Annotated in this window: 20 protein-coding genes; 15 read left to right on the plus strand and 5 right to left on the minus strand. The window is 47.9% G+C overall.

Translation table 11 applies throughout. The annotated features are described in order from the left end of the window. Positions 1 to 17: 17 nt before the first annotated feature. From LACZS1_RS00460 to LACZS1_RS00490, 7 genes are read left to right on the plus strand one after another with little or no spacing between them, the layout of a single operon-like run. Positions 18 to 302, plus strand: a complete 285-nt coding sequence (locus tag LACZS1_RS00460) for a hypothetical protein (RefSeq protein ID WP_093997699.1) — start codon at positions 18 to 20, stop codon at positions 300 to 302. Next, entirely contained in the window at positions 299 to 430 is a 132-nt protein-coding gene (locus LACZS1_RS00465) for an XkdX family protein (RefSeq protein ID WP_093997698.1), read from the plus strand. Before LACZS1_RS00460 ends, LACZS1_RS00465 begins: the two co-directional genes overlap by 4 nt. A gap of 30 nt (positions 431 to 460) precedes the next feature. After that, entirely contained in the window at positions 461 to 838 is a 378-nt protein-coding gene (locus LACZS1_RS00470; RefSeq protein ID WP_093997697.1) for a hypothetical protein, read from the plus strand. Further along, positions 831 to 1,064, plus strand: a complete 234-nt coding sequence (locus LACZS1_RS00475; protein WP_093997696.1) for a hypothetical protein — start codon at positions 831 to 833, stop codon at positions 1,062 to 1,064. The genes LACZS1_RS00470 and LACZS1_RS00475 overlap by 8 nt, the downstream gene beginning before the upstream one ends. Then, the gene (locus LACZS1_RS00480; RefSeq protein ID WP_093997695.1) at positions 1,054 to 1,326 is read left to right on the plus strand and encodes a holin; all 273 of its coding nucleotides are present in this window, start codon (positions 1,054 to 1,056) and stop codon (positions 1,324 to 1,326) included. The genes LACZS1_RS00475 and LACZS1_RS00480 overlap by 11 nt, the downstream gene beginning before the upstream one ends. Position 1,327: 1 nt before the next feature. After that, complete coding sequence (locus tag LACZS1_RS00485; RefSeq protein WP_093997694.1) at positions 1,328 to 2,380, plus strand: peptidoglycan recognition protein family protein; 1,053 nt, start codon at positions 1,328 to 1,330, stop codon at positions 2,378 to 2,380. Continuing rightward, entirely contained in the window at positions 2,364 to 2,531 is a 168-nt protein-coding gene (locus LACZS1_RS00490; RefSeq protein WP_172493399.1) for a hypothetical protein, read from the plus strand. Before LACZS1_RS00485 ends, LACZS1_RS00490 begins: the two co-directional genes overlap by 17 nt. A gap of 347 nt (positions 2,532 to 2,878) precedes the next feature. On the opposite strand, the gene LACZS1_RS00495 is transcribed toward LACZS1_RS00490, so the two are convergent. The 3 genes from LACZS1_RS00495 to LACZS1_RS00505 all read right to left on the minus strand — a co-directional run bounded on the left by LACZS1_RS00495 (position 2,879) and on the right by LACZS1_RS00505 (position 7,622). Next, entirely contained in the window at positions 2,879 to 4,135 is a 1,257-nt protein-coding gene (locus LACZS1_RS00495; protein WP_070650991.1) for a cell wall hydrolase P40, read from the minus strand. Between the two features lie 202 nt (positions 4,136 to 4,337). Then, a complete protein-coding gene (locus LACZS1_RS00500) occupies positions 4,338 to 6,911 on the minus strand; it encodes an ABC transporter permease (RefSeq protein WP_070651083.1) in 2,574 nt (857 codons plus the stop codon). Between the two features lie 9 nt (positions 6,912 to 6,920). Further along, the gene (locus tag LACZS1_RS00505; RefSeq protein WP_010490236.1) at positions 6,921 to 7,622 is read right to left on the minus strand and encodes an ABC transporter ATP-binding protein; all 702 of its coding nucleotides are present in this window, start codon (positions 7,620 to 7,622) and stop codon (positions 6,921 to 6,923) included. A 185-nt stretch (positions 7,623 to 7,807) separates the two neighbouring features. Here LACZS1_RS00505 and LACZS1_RS00510 point away from each other — a divergent pair, with 185 nt between their 5' ends. From LACZS1_RS00510 to LACZS1_RS00520, 3 genes are read left to right on the plus strand one after another with little or no spacing between them, the layout of a single operon-like run. Beyond that, positions 7,808 to 8,359 (plus strand): TetR/AcrR family transcriptional regulator, encoded by a 552-nt coding sequence (locus LACZS1_RS00510; RefSeq protein ID WP_010490234.1) that lies wholly within the window; start codon positions 7,808 to 7,810, stop codon positions 8,357 to 8,359. Positions 8,360 to 8,383: 24 nt separating this feature from the next. Beyond that, positions 8,384 to 9,190 (plus strand): Cof-type HAD-IIB family hydrolase, encoded by an 807-nt coding sequence (locus tag LACZS1_RS00515; protein ID WP_070650988.1) that lies wholly within the window; start codon positions 8,384 to 8,386, stop codon positions 9,188 to 9,190. A gap of 42 nt (positions 9,191 to 9,232) precedes the next feature. Continuing rightward, a complete protein-coding gene (locus LACZS1_RS00520) occupies positions 9,233 to 9,505 on the plus strand; it encodes a hypothetical protein (RefSeq protein ID WP_070651082.1) in 273 nt (90 codons plus the stop codon). A 107-nt stretch (positions 9,506 to 9,612) separates the two neighbouring features. On the opposite strand, the gene LACZS1_RS00525 is transcribed toward LACZS1_RS00520, so the two are convergent. Together LACZS1_RS00525 and LACZS1_RS00530 are read right to left on the minus strand one after the other, a co-directional pair. Further along, positions 9,613 to 10,386 carry a sulfite exporter TauE/SafE family protein gene (locus LACZS1_RS00525; RefSeq protein ID WP_047106718.1) on the minus strand — a complete coding sequence of 258 codons (774 nt, stop codon included), beginning with the start codon at positions 10,384 to 10,386 and terminating at the stop codon, positions 9,613 to 9,615. A 256-nt stretch (positions 10,387 to 10,642) separates the two neighbouring features. Continuing rightward, positions 10,643 to 11,281 (minus strand): TetR/AcrR family transcriptional regulator, encoded by a 639-nt coding sequence (locus LACZS1_RS00530; RefSeq protein WP_047106717.1) that lies wholly within the window; start codon positions 11,279 to 11,281, stop codon positions 10,643 to 10,645. Between the two features lie 230 nt (positions 11,282 to 11,511). Here LACZS1_RS00530 and LACZS1_RS00535 point away from each other — a divergent pair, with 230 nt between their 5' ends. From LACZS1_RS00535 to LACZS1_RS00555, 5 genes are all read left to right on the plus strand, one after another. Then, a complete protein-coding gene (locus LACZS1_RS00535) occupies positions 11,512 to 12,888 on the plus strand; it encodes an Nramp family divalent metal transporter (RefSeq protein ID WP_010490225.1) in 1,377 nt (458 codons plus the stop codon). A gap of 137 nt (positions 12,889 to 13,025) precedes the next feature. Beyond that, positions 13,026 to 13,637: a sugar O-acetyltransferase gene (locus LACZS1_RS00540; protein ID WP_070650987.1), complete on the plus strand. Its 612-nt coding sequence runs from the start codon at positions 13,026 to 13,028 to the stop codon at positions 13,635 to 13,637. Positions 13,638 to 13,880: 243 nt separating this feature from the next. Next, positions 13,881 to 15,671, plus strand: a complete 1,791-nt coding sequence (locus LACZS1_RS00545) for an ABC transporter ATP-binding protein (RefSeq protein WP_070650986.1) — start codon at positions 13,881 to 13,883, stop codon at positions 15,669 to 15,671. Beyond that, positions 15,658 to 17,499 (plus strand): ATP-binding cassette domain-containing protein, encoded by a 1,842-nt coding sequence (locus LACZS1_RS00550; RefSeq protein WP_070650985.1) that lies wholly within the window; start codon positions 15,658 to 15,660, stop codon positions 17,497 to 17,499. The genes LACZS1_RS00545 and LACZS1_RS00550 overlap by 14 nt, the downstream gene beginning before the upstream one ends. A gap of 67 nt (positions 17,500 to 17,566) precedes the next feature. Continuing rightward, positions 17,567 to 19,009: a C69 family dipeptidase gene (locus LACZS1_RS00555; RefSeq protein ID WP_070650984.1), complete on the plus strand. Its 1,443-nt coding sequence runs from the start codon at positions 17,567 to 17,569 to the stop codon at positions 19,007 to 19,009. Positions 19,010 to 19,208 lie beyond the last annotated feature (199 nt).

Raw genomic sequence — 19,208 nt, forward strand, 5'->3', positions numbered from 1 at the left:
CTAGGGAGTTGATTATTATGAAAATCAAAGTGTGGACGGACACCAATAAGCGTCTGCTTAATTGGGCAAACGCTGATGAAAGCAGATCAGTAGGACCAACTGATGAAGGATTTGAAGTTATTGAAGTTGCCGATGCCATTGGCTTGTATGAGAACCACGCCAGCATTGTTGACGGTCAAGTCGTTCCTGATTCTGGTTATGATCCAGACGCTGACAGACCTGCACCTGATCCGTCACCAGAACAGCAGATGATTGCCGCGCTTACTCTTGAAGTAGCTAAGCTAAAGGCGGCGAAGTCATGACTAACTATGATCAGTGTGCACTACTTTACAGTTGGGGGATTGATTTAACGCCTTATGTACCGATAATGATCACCCCAGATCAATACAAGCAAATCACAGGCAGTGACTATGTCGCCAGCAAAAGCTAGCGGCTATTTTTGTGGAAGGAAGTGATGACAATGCTAAATAAAATCAGAGATCACCCGACACACACAGCACTCGCCATTGGCATGATTGCCATTGGCTTGTATCTAATCATCAATGACCATTATTTCATCTGGCCCCCACATTACTCAGACTGGTTAAACGATGACATTGTGGGGTTTTTGTTTGTCATTGATGGACTCGGGATGGGGGGTTGGGTGCTATGGGAAACACAGTCAGCAAAAAAGAATCAGGTATTGCTGTCCGTGACAAGCTTTTTAATGGCTTTTTTGACCGTCCTGCAGTTTCTCACATGGGTTGCTACTGGGATATATACAAGCTGGATCAGCAACCTGATTATTACATCCATCGTGCTGATCGTGGCACGGAGGAGTGATACTAGAGATGATTGATAAATACCTTATGGCATATGCGCCGTATATCGCTGGTATTCTATCTGCACTGGTTGCCTATCTAAGTCTTCGAGAGAGTCGACGCAAAACCAATCACGACGAAATAATGAATTTGTTGGATAAAGTGAGCAAGGACAACGACAGGCTTCGTCAAGAAAATTCACAGTTGAGAAAAGAAAATACGCATTTAAATGAAGAATTGGAGGCACTACAACATGCAAAATGAACTATTACAAGTATTGGCAATTGCGGCGGTTATTGCGCCAATCACCACCGGATTCACTGAAATCTTCAAACGATATACACCGGCTGAAGGAAAGCTGTTGCCCGTTCTATCCATTGGGACGGGTATTTTACTGGCCTGCCTTTGGGCAGTAGCTTTTGGCCATCTTACTTTGCTTGGCGCATATGCATTGGCAGGAATGCTGTCAGGTCTCGCGTCCGTTGGTGTTTATCAAATTGTCAAACCAAACGAGGAGGCAAAATAAGATGAGTTATACTATCAACAAAGAGTTTGCTTTGGGTGCCAACGAAGGTTCCTCGCAAGTAGCTAATCGACTTTACATTATCCTACATGATGTTGGTGCTGAATCTGGCGCGCGTGCAAATGCTGCGTACTTCAAAAACAATATTGCTGCTGAAATTGCCTACACGGCATTTGTTGTTGGTGATGGCGGTCAGGTTTATCAAGTTGGTGAACCCGGCTATGTTCAGTGGGGCGCTGGGACAGTGGCAAATGCTAACAGCCCGGTCCAAATTGAATTGGGCCACACGAGTGATCCCGAAACTTTCAAGAAGGATTATGCCGTTTATATTGAGCTTGCACGTGATATGGCTGCTCAATATGGCATTCCGACTAGTTTGGATGCTGGCGGTGCTGGAACGCCTGGCATCAAGTCTCATTTGTGGGTAACGCAGCATATTTGGGGTGATCATACTGATCCATATGGGTATCTGGCTCGATGGGGTATTACGAAGGAGAAATTGGCGGCAGATCTGGCTAATGGCACAACTACTGTCAATCCGTCCCCGAGTGCACCAGCGGCAGAAAGCTTGCGGCCACAAGCAATTGCAGCTGGCAATGTCAACGTAACCTACGCTCTGCATTTGCTCGGTGGCAGTTGGCTGGATGAGGTGACCAACTTCGGCTCTGGTGATAACGGTTTTGCTGGTATGCCTAATCACCAGCATGATCTGCTGTACATTCGCGTTGATCATGGTAGTGTTAAGTATCGAGTTCACACAGTTAAAAGTGGTTGGCTAGATTGGGTCACAAAAGGCGATCGCAACGATACGGTCAACGGCTGTGCCGGTATTGCTGGTGAAGCGATTGACGGAGTCCAGATCATCTTTCTTACTCCTGCTGGTGAGTCGTACCAGCAAGCGTATTATCGCAGTCAGACGACACAACGGGCTGGCTGGCTCGGCGTTGTATGTGATGATGGCACGAGTTTGCCACAGTACACAGACACGTATGCTGGTATGTTTGGGGAACCACTCGACCGGCTACAGATTGGAGTAGCAAATGGAAGTCCATATTGATGCTTCGACTCTCGAGCAGTTAAAGAATGATGCTGATATTAATCAATCCAAGTATGTTTCACTGGATCCAGAAACGGTTACGGCTGGGATTCAGTCTCTGCTAAGCAACCCTGAAATTTATAAGGCAATCAAAATGCTCTCAGCCGTCTGATCTATCCAGGCGAAAGCCTGTATATCAGGTAACAAAAATGCCTCCTACCAGCAATGGCGGGAGGCTTATTTTTGTGCACTAAATCATCAGTCACAGTGAATCCGTTCAACACTATTTAATAACTTGCTTCTGGATACTTCTAGATTTGCCAGTCAAAGGGGACAAAAAGGGGACATAGTTTCTTCAAGTGCTGATACATAGCTATCGGTTATGCCTACAGCAGGCATAAAAAGAAGCCTCCGAACCTATGCACTTGCATAGATTCGAAGGCTTCTTTTGGTTCCCGCGGTATTTTTAGGTTGGTATCCGAAAATAGGATCCCAAGACGTGATTAAGGGTGGGTAAAATTACCGATGGATATAAGTGTAGCTGCTTGCTCCAGAGATGGTCTGAGTGTTCGGGCCGGTTGGTGAGCTGAAGCCCATGCCGCCTTGGGAAATGGTGACGCTGTCGCCGGAAACGGATTGAACGTAAGCAACGTGACCATATTGACCATCAGCAGTCCATTGGCCGCCAACTGATTGGCCAGCAGCGAAGACAATGATTGAGCCGGCTGCCGGTGTGTGGTTAACCGTGAAGCCTGCAGCTGCTGCGGAAGCGCCCCATTCAGCGCCATTGCCCCAGCCATTGCCTGCCCATGAAGCAACAGATTTAACATACCAGGTGCACTGACCCCAAGGATAAGTGTTGCCTGAAGAACTGTAATCAGCGTGGCTGCCGCTACCTGAAGCGGTGTTGTTGCTGATGACAGATGATGAGGCACCGCTGTTGGAAGAGGTGCTGGTTGTGGAAATGGTGCTTTGGCTTGAAGCAGCCTTAGTCGTTGAACTGCTGCTGTCGGCACTCTTGCTTGATGCAGAACCGGTTGAGGCCGCGACTGTCTTCAAAGCAGCTTGGGTTGCTGCAGCGGTCTTTTCCTGTTCTTGGGCGAACTGGCTCTGTAATGCAACCAATTCGTCACGGTGATCATTGATTTGCTTGTTCAAGGCATCCTGCTTGTCGCTAGCTGTCTTTTGCAAGGTAACCAACTGAGACTTCTGGGTTTCAAGCGATGACTTGGTTGAAACCAGCGTCTGCCGCGCCGTTTCCTGTTGGTTCTTCAATGCTGCCAGTTTATCCTTGGCAACAGTCACAGCGTCCAAGGCTTCTTTGCTGGCTTGGCTGAGTTTGCCAACGGTCATGGTACGGGCGATCAAGTCCGAAAGACTTTGTGAGTTCAACACGAAGTCAATGTAGACATTACCGCTAACCGAGCTGCCAGCCTTCTTTTGAAGGGAAATCAGTTGGTCTTTCAAGTTGTTCTTCCGTGCTGTCACATTCTTTTGGGCAGCCGTGATTTGGCCGCTCAATGATTTGATCTGGGCATCGGTTGCACTGATCTTGGCTGTGGCATCACTGATTTGCGAATTCTTATCGTCAATCTGTTTGTTAAGATTGATGACCTCAGTGTTGGCTGCTTCGATTTGTTTTAATAAATCGTTCGTTTCGCTTTTGTTAGAAGCGATGCTGGCACTTGTGTCAGCGAAAACCGGTGTTACGGCGCTGGCAGAACCTGCTAAGGTAACTGCGGCAACCAATGTAATCATAGCTTTATTGAATTTCATTTTGACCTCACCCTTAATTAATTAACTAAAGGCTACTTTACCGTGTCAATGTTACGTCACCATTACAGAACTGTTAGGAGTTGTTCTCAATCTTCATCTGGCGGTCAAATTTACGTGGTTTTAGGTTTTTATTCGGCACTTTTGGTGAATTTTGGATGAAAAAAAGCAGCCGCGCTTTGCGACTGCATGACAAAATTGTAAGTTATTCGTTGGATTTAAGGGCCTCGACCATGTCAACCCGCTGAAGGCGCCGGTGGGTGAGCCAAGTGACAATGGCGGTGAACCCGATCATCAGCAGCGTGGCAGTGAGGTAGCCGGTGAGACTGATGGTCAGTGGGAAAACAACGTCGGCAGTTTCTGCCTGTTGCAAAATATACGCCGTTAAAAGGTTACCTAACCCATAGCCGAATAGAATCCCGACAATGGTCTGCACGATGCTTTCGCGACTGATGTACATGGTGACTTCACGATCGAAGAACCCCAGCACCTTGATCGTGGACAACTCCCGAATGCGTTCGGAAACGTTGATATTGTTCAGGTTGTACAGGACCACGAAGGATAAAACGGCACTCAAGAGAATGAAGATCAGGACAATCGGATCGAGCATGCTGCTCATATTGTTCAGCGTCTTTTTCGCCGTTGTGGTGAAGCTGATGCCGACAATCGCGTGGTGGTTCAGAAGACGCTTGGCTAGCCGATCGTTTTGCTTAGTAGTTTGTGGCCGTAAGCGGACGAGCAAAGCGTTGGGCGTTGTATGCTGACCGGCAAGCTGCCGATAGCTGGCATTTGCGAGATACGCAAAATGCCCGACATAGTTTTTGGCGATGCCTTTAATCTTAAAGCTATGTTTCTTGCCATCCGTTGTGGTGATTTTTAAGCGATCGCCAGTCCCGACTTTAAGAGATTTGGCCACTTTGCTGGTAATAACGATGCCGGAGTGTGGCAGCGTCAGTTTTTGGTTGGTTTTGGTTGAGTGAAGACTGACGTAGGGCTCGAGGGTGGTGCCGCTTGATGGGGCAAAAAGATTAACGTCACTGATTTGGTGGCCATTGGCGCTAAGTTTACCAACTGCACTGCTGACGGCGCCGGCGCTGCGATAGGCATTGCTTTTCTTCAAGATGGTACGCGCTGCCGCAGGGGTTTTGCCATCCGCCAAACGCGCAATCGCTTGGTAATGCACCACATCGCCGTATTGCAAGGTGCCCGTGGCAGTGATGGAATCCTTGATACCGAAGCCAGTAAGAATCAAAGCCGTTCCGCCGGCAATGCCAAGAATGGTCATGATGAGCCGTGATTTATACCGGAAAAGGTTACGGTAGCTGACTTTTTGATTAAACGAAAGCCGTGACCATAACGGGGTGATCCGTTCAAGTAAAATGCGTTTAGCAGATTTAGGTGCCCGCGGACGCATCAAGGCTGCTGGTTTTTCGGTCAATTCGTTGCGGACAACGATGATGGCGGCGCCCAACGTGGCAATTAAGGCTAGCCCGATCGACAAGGCAATGAGCGGCCATTGCAGCGTCACGATTTGTTTGAGCGGGATGTAGTTTTTATACAAACTCAAGACAATCCGCGGAATGCTGAGATTGCCGGCAAAAACGCCGATGACTCCACCGAATAATCCGGCCAGCGCCGCATAAGCAAGGTAATTACGAGCAATGGCCCATTTACTGTAGCCGAGTGCTTTAAACGTGCCGATTTGGGCGCGCGCTTCTTCAACCATGCGGCTAACGGTTGTAAAGGTGATGAGGGCAGCCACAAGGAAAAAGAACACCGGGAACACATTAGCAATTGCGGCAATTCGATCCGCTGATCCGCCGTAGTCACCGAATCCTGGCAGGTCGCTCCGCGTTTGCCAAGTGAGGCTGGTTGTCAGTTGCTTCTGCGCACGGGTGTCGGCTTGTTTTTTCAGCGTCGCTTGTTGCTTTTGAACAGCTGCCTGCGCAGTGGTGGCAGCGGCACTGGCCGGCATACCTGCTGCGGTGGCCTGGGCAGTGGCCTTCTTGGTGGCGGCCTGCACAATTTTGGCTTCGATCATGGTTTGCAAATCTTTTTGCGCCTGGGCTTTGACGCGGCGTTTGACTTGTTTCATTTTGGCGGCAACCGCATCTTTGTAAGATGAACTGAACGTATCGCGCTTTTGCAAACCTGGGAAGCGGATGTTTAATTGCGAGGCAACCGGCATGTTCATTTGCTGATCAGGGATATAGGCAAAATACCGTACCGTGCCATCCCCGATATTGGCTGATCCGCGGCTGGTGTCTTCAATGTAGGCCGGTGAGTCCGCAAAGCCGGTGATGGTGTAAGTTCGGCGGCTGAGACCGCTGCTGCGGGCGAAGGTGTAATGTTGTCCTAGTTTGTAGCCGCTTTTTTTGGCAATTGAATCGAGCACGATTTCGTTATGGTGGGTCGGCAAGCGGCCACTGGTCAGGTGGAGACGGTTAATCGTGGCCGTTTTCCGGTAGCCATACAAGGCAACGACATCACTGGCCTTGCCACCAATCGCGTATTTGAACTTGACGGCCTCTGCCTGGGTGCCGCTAACCGATTGCGCTGCCTTGACCTGGGCGTTGGTGACGCCAGTGGTTGCCAGGAGCTGACTGTCAGCGAGATGATCGGCTTTGACGGTCGTGTTCAAGGAGTCCTTGAGCGCGGGCCCGGTCGCTTTGACTCCGACAAATAAAAGAACGCCAAGCATAATGATGATAACGATCGCGATGAATCGGCCCAATGAATCGCGAATGTTTCGCCAAAGATTTTTCGTTAATGGTTTCAAACTGATCACCTACCACTCAATGTCTGCGACTGGCGTTGGTGCGGCTTCGTCATGAATGTTGCGGACCTGCGCATCATTGATTTCGATAACCCGATCGGCCATTTTGGCAATCGCAGCGTTGTGGGTGATGATCAAAACGGTTTTATGATCTTTGCGGCTGGCATCCTGCAATAGTTGCAGCACCTGCTTGCCGGTCTTGTAATCTAGCGCGCCAGTCGGTTCGTCACACAGCAGCAGCTTCGGATTCTTCGCCAAAGCGCGGGCAATCGCCACCCGCTGCTGCTCGCCGCCGGAAAGTTGCGAAGGAAAATTGTCCAGCCGCGCGCCTAAACCAACCTGCTGCAGCACCGTGGTCGGATCCAATGCGTCTGCCACAATCGAACCAGCCAGCTCCACATTTTCTTTAGTCGTCAGATTCGGGATTAAGTTATAAAACTGAAAAACAAAACCGACATTGTGCCGCCGAAAAGCCGTGAGCTGCTTGTCGGAAAACGTTGCAATGTCAGTCCCATCAATCCAGACTTCCCCTTCTGTGGGTGAATCCATCCCGCCTAAAATATTCAGCAGCGTTGACTTGCCTGCACCACTGGGGCCAAGGATGACCGTCAGCTTTCCCTGATCCGCGGTAAAATTGATATCCTGATTGGCGGTAATGGTGGTTTCACCCATTTTGTAACGTTTAGATTCATGTTTAACTTCGATATATGCCAATATTAAAAAACCTCCTACAATCGCATTGAGCTGAACAAGTGACTAGGGACTGTCCATAAATTCAACACGTTGTTCATTGAATGACATTATGTTAGATTGTAAGTATTCGTTCAAGCACAGAAACGGAAAATCTGTTGTTAAATGAACACTTTGTTGAAATCATGTTGGTTTAGAGGTGAACGTTGATGTCAGGAACACGGGACAATCGCCGGGTTCAGTATACGGTGAGTCGGTTTAAAGCCGCCTTACTGCAGATTTTGGAAACCAAGGCACTGGATGACGTTACCGTGACGGAGATTTGTCGCCAGGCGGATCTGAATCGCGGAACCTTTTACTTGCACTTTCAGTCACCCTTGGCTTTATTCGAGCAGATTGAAACCGATTTACTCAACGAAATCCAACCCTATCTCAGTGTTAAAATAGACGATATGACCAAGATGTTGGTGCCGATTCTCAAGGTCATCATGCAACATCCGCAAGCCGCGACGATTCTTTTAACCACACCGGATAGTTCGGTTTTACAAAAAATCGTGCGGCCGATTCAGGCACAAACGCAGTCACGTTATCAAACTTGGTATGGCGAGACCGACAAAGATCATCTCGATTATTATTATACGTTCTTCATCAGTGGGGCCGTGGGTGTGTTAACCATGTGGCTGAAGCGTGGCATGCAAGAGCCGCCGGAGCAAATTGCGAAGGTGATCGAAAATGTGGTTACCAAAGGGGCGCCGCACTAACTAATTCGTTTATGGGAGAAAAAGATGCAAAATGTAAAATTAATTGCCAGTGATATGGACCAGACGCTGTTAACCAGCAAAGGCGTCTTGCCACCGCACTTTGATCGCTACTTACACCGGCTTCATCAGGCCGGCATCGAATTCGTCGCTGCCAGTGGCCGACCGTTATATACGCTGCAAGAAACTTTTCCACACTTCAGCAAGCAAATCTCGCTGGTGTGCGATAATGGCGGCTTAGTGGCGACACATGGCCATATCATCGGGAAAAGCTTGATTTCCGCAGCTAAGTATCGCGAGATTGTGTCATTCATTCTTGAAAAAACCGATGGCGTTCCGGTGTTATGCGCGCTGGATGCTGCATATATCAATGCGGTTGATGCCAAATACGCACCAGCGCTGTTGCCGTTTTACCACAAGCTCAAAAAGGTGCCGAATTTGCTGGATATGTCGCTAGAAGTCGATAAGGTCACGATTTATTTTCCTAATGCGGATAGTCGCAAGAATGCCGATCGCTATTTTCGCCCGGTGTTTGGCCAAGATTATACAGTTCAAGTGAGTGGCGAAACTTGGTTGGATATTCAAAATCTCGGCGTGAACAAGGGCCGCGGGATGCGGATTTTGAGTCGGCATTTTGATATTCCGACTGCTCAGATGATGGCGTTTGGTGATTATGATAATGATATTCCGATGCTAGAGACGGTTGGTTACAGTTATATTATGGCGAATGCGACGCAGGGCATGGCACAGCATGCCAAATATCGTACCCGCAGCAATGATGAATATGGCGTCTTACATGTGATGGATCAAGTCTTGCAGGCGCAGGAAGGCTAGGCGAGCGCATGGCGGGTCGTGATTGGCGGTTATGGGTTTGTGATGCTGCTGGTCGCCTGGCAGGCATGGCAAGCTAAACAAGGTAACCTACTTTTCAATCAGCTAACGGCGCTGGCTGCGGTTTTGGTGCTGACAGCGGCGGTGATTCCGGATAAGGTCAACGCGGTCATCGTTTTGCTGATCGGGTTGCTGGGTTTGTCCGCAGTGGCGTGGCTCAACGGGATAGCAATGTACGGCAAGCCGCACGTAAGCCATCACTTGGTAAGATTATTGGTACATTTGGTTTTGTTTGGGTTAGCGGTTTGGTTGTTATAACTGAATCATTTTTACGATATGCGTTAGAAAAAAACTTCTCAGCGATCATTTGCGTATTGCAACATGATCGCTGAGAAGTTTTTTTGTTTGATAATGCCAAAATTTCATTAGAAATAGGCTTGCGCGAACAGCTTGGCGGCCAATAGGAAAGCCAAAACGGCAATGATGACGCGTAATAACTGTACTGGCAGCCGGCGGGCGATGATGGGACCGATGTAGCCGCCGATGAAAAGGCCGATGCCGAGGGGGATGACCATGAGCCATTCGATTTTGGTCGTGAAAGCGTAGATGACGGTGGCGATGCCATTAGCCGCAAAGCCGGTCAGATTTTTCATTGAATTGGACACGATGAAAGGTTGATCTACGGTCAAGGTTAATGTTGCCAACATTACAACGCCGGCAGCAGCACCGAAGTAACCGGCATAGGCACCGGTCACGAAGATAACGATGGTCTGCAGCGCTTCTTGCCGAAACGTCAAGCGGCGCGCCGGTTCATTCGGATCATGTTCCTGTGTAGGTAGTTTGCCGCTGAACAACAGTAACAGGCCTGCAGCAATGATGAAGAACGGGACAATTTTTTCAAAAGTCGATGCAGGAGCAATCAACAGCAAGGCGCTGCCAAAAATACTGCCGAGCGAAACCAACAGGATGAGCCGCCACAGAAATTTGCCGCGCCCGTGCAATTCAGGCAGAGATGAAACTGCTGAGCCGACACCGGTGAATACTAAGGCGGCGGTGTTGGTCACATTGGCAATCACCGGCGGCACCCCAATGGCCAGCAGCGCCGGGTAAGAAACCAACGAAGCCAGTCCAGCCAACGTGGCCGTCAAGCCAGCACCGATGCCGGCAATGAGTAGGAAAATAAAAATTGCGAGAGTCATGAATCCTCCTCTAAAAGAATGAGCGTGAGCCGGCGCGGTTAGAAACCGGAGTGTAAGTGGCCTTGGGCGTGATGGCCCGGGCTTAGGCCATTGCGACCAAGGTCCTTACACGCAGGTTTCTGCGCCGGGGAGCGCGTTAAAGTGAACCTGAGCAAAACCACATAGTTTTATTTTATACGCAAACCAACACCCGTTGAGAGTCATAACCCACAGAACTACCGGAACAGAAGGCTACACCATGTGTGCACGCCACCAACTACTTTGGCGATAAAGCCTTAATCGTTGCCGTAATACTGTGGTTCACGGTATCGGCGTCTAGTGGCTGATTGAAGTATAAAAATCCCAGAATCAAACCGCTGGTAGTCGACCAGATAGCTCTTAAAATATCTTCAAACGGCCAGTCGACCAGCACCCCCTGTTGTTTCAGGACGGTTAAATCATGCGTCATCGTCTGCCAATATTGGGCTGTGAAGTTGCCAATGACCTGTTCACGAACTTGCGTGTCATTCAATAATTCCGATAGCACGATTTTGATAATTTGCGCATTCGCCTGCAAAAAAGTAAGGCGATCTTTGATTAAAACGGTTAGAAAAGTTTCCAATGACACATAATCTTGATTCAACCGGGACTTAATGAAGTCATCCAATTCGGCCGGGAACATCTGGTCGAGTACTGGCGTAATAATGGCATTCAACAAGCCACGTTTATTGGTGAAGCGACTGTAAATATTACCTTCGGCGACCCCGGCCCGCGCAGCGATTTCCTTCGTACTGGTTGCCGCGTACCCCTTCTCGGCAAACACATCAATGGCGGCGATGATAATCAGTTTCTGTTTAGCCGTGAAATCATTAAATAATTGCGCTTGATGCAACATGTCATCAGTTGAATTGGCCATGTACCAGGATCCTTTCTTAAAATGGATTAAGTGAAAACTTAAAGCCTGCAGTGTGGTTTTATTATAGCACGCGATGAGTGCCGTCAATAGGGGCTTTGGCCAATAAGTTAAGTTAACCTAATCTTTTTCTTGACCTATTTTAGTAAGGGTGTATATTTATCTCGGATGATGTTGAGTGATAGCTCAATCGAGACCCAAATTTCAAACCAATGGAAAGAGGGCTTTATATCATGGAAAAAGAAAATAAAAACCCAAAACGTGAGCGGATCATTCATTTTGAAGATACGCCGAGTAAAAGTCTGGATGAAGTCAACGGCAGTGTTGAGGTACCCCACAATGCAGGTTTCTGGCGGACACTAGCCGCTTATACCGGACCGGGCATTCTGGTTGCCGTGGGTTACATGGATCCCGGTAACTGGATTACCAGTATTGCCGGCGGGGCTTCATTCAAGTACTCACTGCTTTCAGTTATTTTGATTTCCAGTTTGATCGCGATGTTGCTGCAGGCAATGGCGGCAAGGCTGGGAATTGTGACCGGTAAGGACCTGGCGCAGATGACGCGCGAGCATACCGGCCGTGTCATGGGCGGATTCCTTTGGGTTGTTACCGAATTAGCAATTATGGCGACGGATGTAGCCGAGATTATCGGGTCAGCCATTGCGTTAAAGCTGCTCTTCAACATGCCGCTGATTGTCGGCATTATCATCACCACAGCAGATGTTTTAATCCTGTTACTACTCATGCGCCTCGGCTTTCGAAAAATCGAAGCGGTGGTTGCCACTTTAGTCCTCGTCATTCTGCTGGTTTTCGCTTACGAAGTCATTTTGGCCCAACCCAACGTGCCGGAATTGTTAAAAGGCTACCTGCCACACGCTGATATTGTTACCAATAAATCCATGTTGTACCTTTCATTAGGGATTGTGGGTGCGACGGTCATGCCGCATGATCTTTTCCTTGGATCATCGATTTCCCAGACGCGTAAAATCGACCGCAGCAAGCCAGACGATGTCAAACGGGCGATTAAGTTTTCAACGATTGATTCCAACCTGCAACTGACGATGGCGTTTATCGTCAACTCGTTACTATTAATTCTTGGAGCGGCACTTTTCTTTGGCACCAACAGCTCGTTAGGCCGCTTCGTAGATCTTTTCAATGCCTTAAGCAATTCCCAGATTGTTGGCGCCATTGCCAGCCCGATGCTTTCCATGTTGTTTGCGATCGCGTTGCTGGCATCCGGTCAAAGTTCAACAATCACCGGGACGCTAGCCGGCCAGATTATTATGGAAGGTTTCATCCATCTGAAAATGCCACTTTGGGCACAGCGGATTCTGACGCGGCTCATGTCCGTCACGCCGGTGCTGATTTTCGCCATATATTATCACGGCAACGAGGCCAAAATTGAGGGGTTGCTGACGTTCTCACAGGTTTTCCTAAGCGTTGCGCTACCGTTCGCGGTCATCCCGTTAGTGCGCTACACCAGCGACAAAAAGATCATGGGCGAATTTGCCAATCACGCCTGGGTCAAGTGGCTGGCGTGGCTCATCAGTGCGGTGCTCATTATCTTGAACCTTTACTTGATTGCTCAGACGTTGGGATTTGTTAAATAAGCACGAGAGTATGCAAAAGGCCACTGGGCGGGATTTTGTCCAGTGGCCTTTTGAGTAAACTAGAAAGCTCATTATGGTGAGTACCGAGACTGTGATACGATTTAGCGAGAGAACGAGTAAAAAAGGAGGATCATCGCATGACAATCCAAGAAAAAATGCACAATGGCGCACTCTACCAGCCGATGGATGCGGATTTGCAAAAAGAACAGCTGGCCGATATTGATGAAGTGGCCGTGTATAACCGCATTCCAGCAACCCATCAGGAAGAACGTTTCGCCCAGCTTAAAAAGATGTTTGCGGAAATCGGTGAAAGAAGTTACGTTGAAGCGCCGTTCTATTCTAACTTTGGTGGCGCCCATGTTCATTTTGGCAGTGGTATTTATGCAAACTTCAATTTAACGCTGGTTGATGATACGCATATTTACGTTGGTGATCGAACCATGTTTGGTCCCAACGTAACCTTGGTAACCGCCACGCATCCGATTGATCCGGGCTTGCGTGAACAGGGGTATCAATACAATAAACCGATTCATGTCGGCCGGAATTGCTGGTTTGGTGCGAATGTCACGGTCATGCCCGGCGTGACGATCGGCGATAATAGTGTCATTGGCGCCGGTAGTTTAGTTACGCATGATATTCCGGCTAATGTCGTGGCATTCGGCTCACCGTGTCGAGTTGTTCGAGAGATTACGGATGACGATCGGAAGACGTATGATCATGGGAAGCCGATTGACATTGAGTCTCATTAAATTAATGATCAAACATGACAGATCTAGATCATGAAAACATCTTTCCGCTAGCTCTTTTTGGTAGTAGAAATGAGTTTTCATGATCTTTTTTCTAGTTTATTTCAATTTCGGGAAGGTTGACATGTCGTTGCTCTAGGAGTATTTTCTCATTAATATCAAATCATTCTAATTTATTTAACATAAAACGCAGATCGTAACAAACATGCCCTTTAGACGCGTATTTCTGATTAAGGAATGACCGCTATGAGTCAAAGAAGCAACTGGTTCTACATATTTTCCAAATTTGCCGCTAAATATCGACTCAAATTTGTCGTGATCTTATTGAGCCTTTGTTTGGTTGAGAGCGTGTATGTTGCGGGGATATCGCTGTTGCCTTCGCTCGCGGTTGTTCTTATCCAAACGAAAGACCTGAAGCTGGCTATGGTGATTTTGATCATTTTGCTTGCTGGGGTCGGTGTGTATGCTATCAGAATCTTTGATTTATTTTTGCAACAACGCCTGACTTTGCTGACGTTTGATTTTCGGTTTGATTATGTGCCGGTTTTCTCTGAGCATATTTTTGGCTGGCGACAAAGTTTGATTGATTCGGTAGAAGGAAAAGCGGTTATTGATCAAGCTTACGAAGCGATTTACAACGGGCAAAATGTTGGGATTGGGGCGATCATCGCGCAGACGGTCACGCTGATTCGAACGGGTTGCCAAATTATCGTGCTGCTGGGCATGATGGGCATTTTGAGTATTTGGCCAGCTGCCATTGTCTTGGGACTGAATCTTTTACAATATGCGTTTCAGCGCATCGGCAATCAATGGTATTTCAACCATAAAGGTGAACAAAATCGGATTACCAGTTATCAAAGTTATTTTGTGCGGACGTTGATGAAACGCTCAACGGGAAAAGACATTCGCTTATTTGCGATGTTTGATCTTTTTCATCAGCATTTTATAGCGTTGATTCAAAAGCTGGTGACCTGGCAACGCCATTACTCAAATCTTTCGCTGATTATTAATCTAGGACAGCGACTGGTTAACGTTATCGGCTTAGCGTTGTCGTTGTTAATCTTGATCGCGCTGCGAAACGTTTCGATTGCCAGTCTACTTTTTGCGATCAGTGCCATCCAAACACTCAACCTGAACTTTGGTAATTTTAGGGATGCTTATGTGACGGTTGGGAAGAATTTGGTTTTTGTTGACAATTTTCGAAAATTTATGGCCTTTCCTTACCGCCAAGACAGCGGCGCAAAAGAGCGGAAGGTTAGTGGGTCAGGTCAAATTGAAGTCCAGCATCTTGCTTATCAGGTGAATGGTACCGCGCTTGTGCATGACATCAATTTTTTCGTCAAGCCAGGAGAGAAAGTTGCGATTGTCGGTGAGAATGGCGCGGGCAAGTCAACGCTGATCAAATTACTTTGCGGTTTGTATACGCCGAGTTCAGGGTCGGTGTCGATTGATGGTCAAGACATCGCGACCTGGGCGCCAGCAACCATGCGCCAGCGAGTGGCGGTCGAGTTTCAGGATGACGTGATCCTCCATTTTACGATTGCAGAAAATGTGGCTTGTATAACGCCGCAACAGATTGATACAGCGCGCGTTGAAGCAGTGCTTGATGAAGTTGGATTGAGAGATTTTGTCACCGGTCTGCCCAATGGGATTCAAACATTCATTGGCAATGAGTTGAATGAAAATGGTATTCAACTTTCCGGTGGGCAAAAGGACAAAATACTTTTTGCCAGAGTTCTTTATCGTCAGGCGGATATTAATATCCTCGATGAGCCAACTTCGGCGCTTGATCCGATTAGTGAAAAGCAGTTTTATGCACTGGTTGACGCAAAGCTAAGTCAGAAAACAACGATCATCGTGACGCATCGGCTGGGGGCTTTGGCAACTGAAGATGTTAAGATTTTGGTCATGAAAGATGGCACCGTTAGCGCTTCTGGCAGTCACCGCTGGCTTTTAGCAAACTGTGATTATTATCGCAAACTTTGGTCGGCACAGAGGTCATTGTATGTTGGAGGTGACCGCCATGAAGCATCGTAAAACAGAAATTCGGCACGCGGTCGGAACAGTTCGCTTTATTTATCGTTTCGGGAAGAGCTTATTCGGCTTAACGCTGTTGATAAGTATCTTGAATGCGGTCGCGCCACTGATTGTGATCTTGGGAAACACGCAGATCTTAAATCAAATTTTATCCAATCGGCCACAGTCGATTATACGGATCGTTTTGTACTTTTATAGTGCGGCAGCAATGGCTTATGTCGGGGCTGCCATTTTACAGCGGTTTTTGGACATTGCCTCGGTTCGCGCAAATGAGCGGTTGAAGACGGCGATTTATGAGGCGTGGGAAAAGATTGATTTTCAGCAACTCGAGACACAAGGGTATTTTTCAAAGATGATGAAAAGTGAAGCATCGTTTCGTTACTCTGGCGGCATTCCGGCGTTCTTTACTCAATTTCAAAATCTCATACAGAGCTTGGTGACGATTATTGCTGGTTTGGGGCTGATTGGATGGATTGTCATGGTCGGGACCACAAAAAGCAGCAGGTTGGCGCTTATCATTATTATGTCTTTGTTGCTGATCCTGCTGGGCGAGTATGGACTGGTCCTGATCTATCAAAAATTGACGCACACAAACATCAAGCTCTTTAAGTATCTAATGAACTTGGAACGTAAGATGAACTATTTTCTAATGAATATCGTCAATTCGTATGAGAATATCAAGGCCATTAAAATGTGGGGCTTGCGCGAACCGATTCAAAATCGGTATCGAACCACTTGGAAAAGTGAAAAAAGTGCTAATCATAAGCTGATTATCAACGATAGCCTGTCGCAAATTGTGACGGCCGTCATGGCTTCGTTTGCAACACTCGTGTTGTTCATCTTGGTTGTTTTTAAGATAAAAGAAGGCTTGTTACCGATTGGCCAGTTGAATACTTTGTTTGGCAGTGTTGTGCAGATGACGAATGCCGTTAGTGTGATGATTGCGACTTGGCAACAATTTCTTCGTTTCCAGAATCAAATGCAGTATGCTAGCGATATTTTACCGTCAGAAAAGCCTACCGCCACATCTGGCAATGCCACACTCCCGCTACAAACGAAGAATGTGATTGAATTTGTTCATGTGTCGTTTGCCTATGCTGATGGTCCGGAGGTGTTGCACGATATTTCCCTAAAGCTTGATTTGCAAGGGGCTACGGCATTAGTCGGTGTGAACGGAAGCGGCAAGAGTACCTTGATCAAATTGTTATTGGGCTTGTATCGACCAACGAAAGGGAAAATTCTGTTCAATGGTCAGGATATTTCTAAGTTTACTCAAGCAGACTACTTGGCGTTGTTTAAAGTTGTGTTTCAGGATTACGCCATTTTTGATTTCTCGATTGCCCAGAATATTTCGGCGAGTGTCGACCAAGATCAGGGGCGCTTGCGTGACATCATGATGAACAACGGTATTGCTGAGTGGGTCGACCGCCTGCCGAATCACGAGAAAACGGCGATTGGCACCTATAGTCAGGAAGATTTTCAACCCAGTGGCGGTCAGCGACAGCAAATTGCCGTTGCCAGAGCGCAGTACAAACATGGCATTTACCAGATTCTGGATGAACCTTCAGCCGCCATGGATCCGATCAAAGAACTAAGGCTATTTTCAAAGATCAAGCAAGTGTCTCGAGATACGCCGTCACTTTTTATCACCCACAGAATCGGCGCGGTGACATTGGCCAACAAAATCATTCTGATGCGTGATGGGCAGATTGATGGCATTGGCACGAAAAGTTCACTACTTCGCCAATCAGCCTATTTTCGGGAATTGTGGCATAGCCAAGCTGATATGTATGCATTTGATGCTAACTTGAATGCAACTGGGGAGTAAATCAACTTTTTGAAAATCCGCACCCCAACCAGTGCTATCATAAAAATAATTGAAAGGAAGCGGGTCTATGAATCATTTTGTGAACCATTCGAGTTGTACCGCGTTGCTGGTTGGTAAGAAGGCGTCGGTTGACGGGTCGACCATGATTGCCCGGAATGAGGATGCGGCTGGCGGGATTAATCCTAAGCGTTTTATTGTCGTGAAGCCGGATGAGCAGCCGCAGCGGTATGTGTCGACGTTTAATGGGTTTCAGTTGGATTTGCCGCAGTCGCCACTGCAGTATACCTGTACGCCGGTGGCCGACACGAGCGATGGCACATGGGGCGAGGCCGGGATCAATAGCGACAATGTGGCGATGAGTGCGACCGAGACCGAGTTTACGAATACCACGATGCTGGGGCTGGATCCGCTTGAGCCAGATGGCATTGGCGAAGAAGCCATGCTGACGGTGGTACTGCCGTATATTCACAGCGCACGTGAAGGTGTGCAGCGTCTGGGTGATTTGGTGACCAAGTATGGCACTTGTGAGAGTAACGGCATTGCCTTTTCCGATGCGAACGAGATTTGGTATTTTGAAACGGTTGGCGGCCATCATTGGGCGGCTGAACGCATTCCCGACGACAGTTATGTCCTCGCGCCGAACCAGACCGGGATTCAGGAAATTGATTTTAATGCGCCGGAACATTTTCAATACAGTACCGATCTGAAAGACTTTGCTGATCGTTATCACTTGAATAAGGCCAAGGAAGGCTTTAATTTCCGCGATATTTTCGGTGAAGATACCCAGGCGGATCACTATTACAACACGCCGCGTGTCTGGTATGCCCAGAAAATGCTGAATCCGGAAGTTGAGCAAGATCCCGAGAGCCGGACCATGCCGTTTAGTCGGGTGCCTAGTCACCTGATTTCGGTTGAAGATGTGGCGCTGGTGCTGAGTAGTCACTATCAAGCCACGGAGTTTGATCCATACGGGCAGACAGGCACGCCGGAAACCCGCAAGCGTTACCGGCCAATCGGGATGAATCGGAATCAGGAGATGCATATTTTGCAGATTCGGCCGAACATGCCAAAAGCGCACGCGGCGATTCATTGGCTTGCAGAAGGCGTCAACATCTTCAACACGCCGGTACCGTTCTTCGCCAACTGCACGACTACACCGGACAACTTCCAGTACACGCCGACCGACAAAAGTTCGACGGCCAGCTTTTATTGGCTGAACAAGCTGATTGCGATGGTTGCTGATCCGTTATTCGCTGAACACAATTGGGATGCCGAAGTAGCCGTTTCGGAAAGTCGCAAGTTTGGTTTCGCAGCAGGGCGCGCGGCAGTGGCGAAAGGTGACGAAGGATTCTCTGATGTGAAACCGGAGGACCTGCCAGCTTGGCACGACGAATTGAATGCCGAAACCGCCGCAACAATCACGAACGATTTGCAATACCTACTGCATCGGTTGGTTTGCATTCGGGCAGAGAAAATGACGCCGACGTTTGAAAAAGGTGGCGAGCTGTAAAAAAAACGGCTGACTTTTGCCGTGAATGCGCGTCAAACACAGTCACACATCTTAACACGTTCACCAAAAATACCGCCCAATCGCACTAATGAGTTCTCATCAATGCGGTTGGGCGTTTATAATGGTCGAGAAGATGTTTCAGAAAAGACAACAGCGTAGAAAGAAGGTCAGTTCATTAAAAATACAAAAACAGAACGCT

It is taken from the genome of Lacticaseibacillus zeae subsp. silagei, from assembly GCF_030770335.1.
GTDB classification, from domain to species: Bacteria; Bacillota; Bacilli; order Lactobacillales; family Lactobacillaceae; genus Lacticaseibacillus; species Lacticaseibacillus zeae.

Coding starts and splice junctions, on each gene's coding strand:
- LACZS1_RS00460 (WP_093997699.1), top strand. CDS start 18: ATGAAAATCAAAGTGTGGACGGACACCAATAAGCGTCTGCTTAATTGG.
- LACZS1_RS00465 (WP_093997698.1), top strand. CDS start 299: ATGACTAACTATGATCAGTGTGCACTACTTTACAGTTGGGGGATTGAT.
- LACZS1_RS00470 (WP_093997697.1), top strand. CDS start 461: ATGCTAAATAAAATCAGAGATCACCCGACACACACAGCACTCGCCATT.
- LACZS1_RS00475 (WP_093997696.1), top strand. CDS start 831: ATGATTGATAAATACCTTATGGCATATGCGCCGTATATCGCTGGTATT.
- LACZS1_RS00480 (WP_093997695.1), top strand. CDS start 1,054: ATGCAAAATGAACTATTACAAGTATTGGCAATTGCGGCGGTTATTGCG.
- LACZS1_RS00485 (WP_093997694.1), top strand. CDS start 1,328: ATGAGTTATACTATCAACAAAGAGTTTGCTTTGGGTGCCAACGAAGGT.
- LACZS1_RS00490 (WP_172493399.1), top strand. CDS start 2,364: ATGGAAGTCCATATTGATGCTTCGACTCTCGAGCAGTTAAAGAATGAT.
- LACZS1_RS00495 (WP_070650991.1), bottom strand. CDS start 4,135: ATGAAATTCAATAAAGCTATGATTACATTGGTTGCCGCAGTTACCTTA.
- LACZS1_RS00510 (WP_010490234.1), top strand. CDS start 7,808: ATGTCAGGAACACGGGACAATCGCCGGGTTCAGTATACGGTGAGTCGG.
- LACZS1_RS00515 (WP_070650988.1), top strand. CDS start 8,384: ATGCAAAATGTAAAATTAATTGCCAGTGATATGGACCAGACGCTGTTA.
- LACZS1_RS00520 (WP_070651082.1), top strand. CDS start 9,233: ATGCTGCTGGTCGCCTGGCAGGCATGGCAAGCTAAACAAGGTAACCTA.
- LACZS1_RS00525 (WP_047106718.1), bottom strand. CDS start 10,386: ATGACTCTCGCAATTTTTATTTTCCTACTCATTGCCGGCATCGGTGCT.
- LACZS1_RS00530 (WP_047106717.1), bottom strand. CDS start 11,281: ATGGCCAATTCAACTGATGACATGTTGCATCAAGCGCAATTATTTAAT.
- LACZS1_RS00535 (WP_010490225.1), top strand. CDS start 11,512: ATGGAAAAAGAAAATAAAAACCCAAAACGTGAGCGGATCATTCATTTT.
- LACZS1_RS00540 (WP_070650987.1), top strand. CDS start 13,026: ATGACAATCCAAGAAAAAATGCACAATGGCGCACTCTACCAGCCGATG.
- LACZS1_RS00545 (WP_070650986.1), top strand. CDS start 13,881: ATGAGTCAAAGAAGCAACTGGTTCTACATATTTTCCAAATTTGCCGCT.
- LACZS1_RS00550 (WP_070650985.1), top strand. CDS start 15,658: ATGAAGCATCGTAAAACAGAAATTCGGCACGCGGTCGGAACAGTTCGC.
- LACZS1_RS00555 (WP_070650984.1), top strand. CDS start 17,567: ATGAATCATTTTGTGAACCATTCGAGTTGTACCGCGTTGCTGGTTGGT.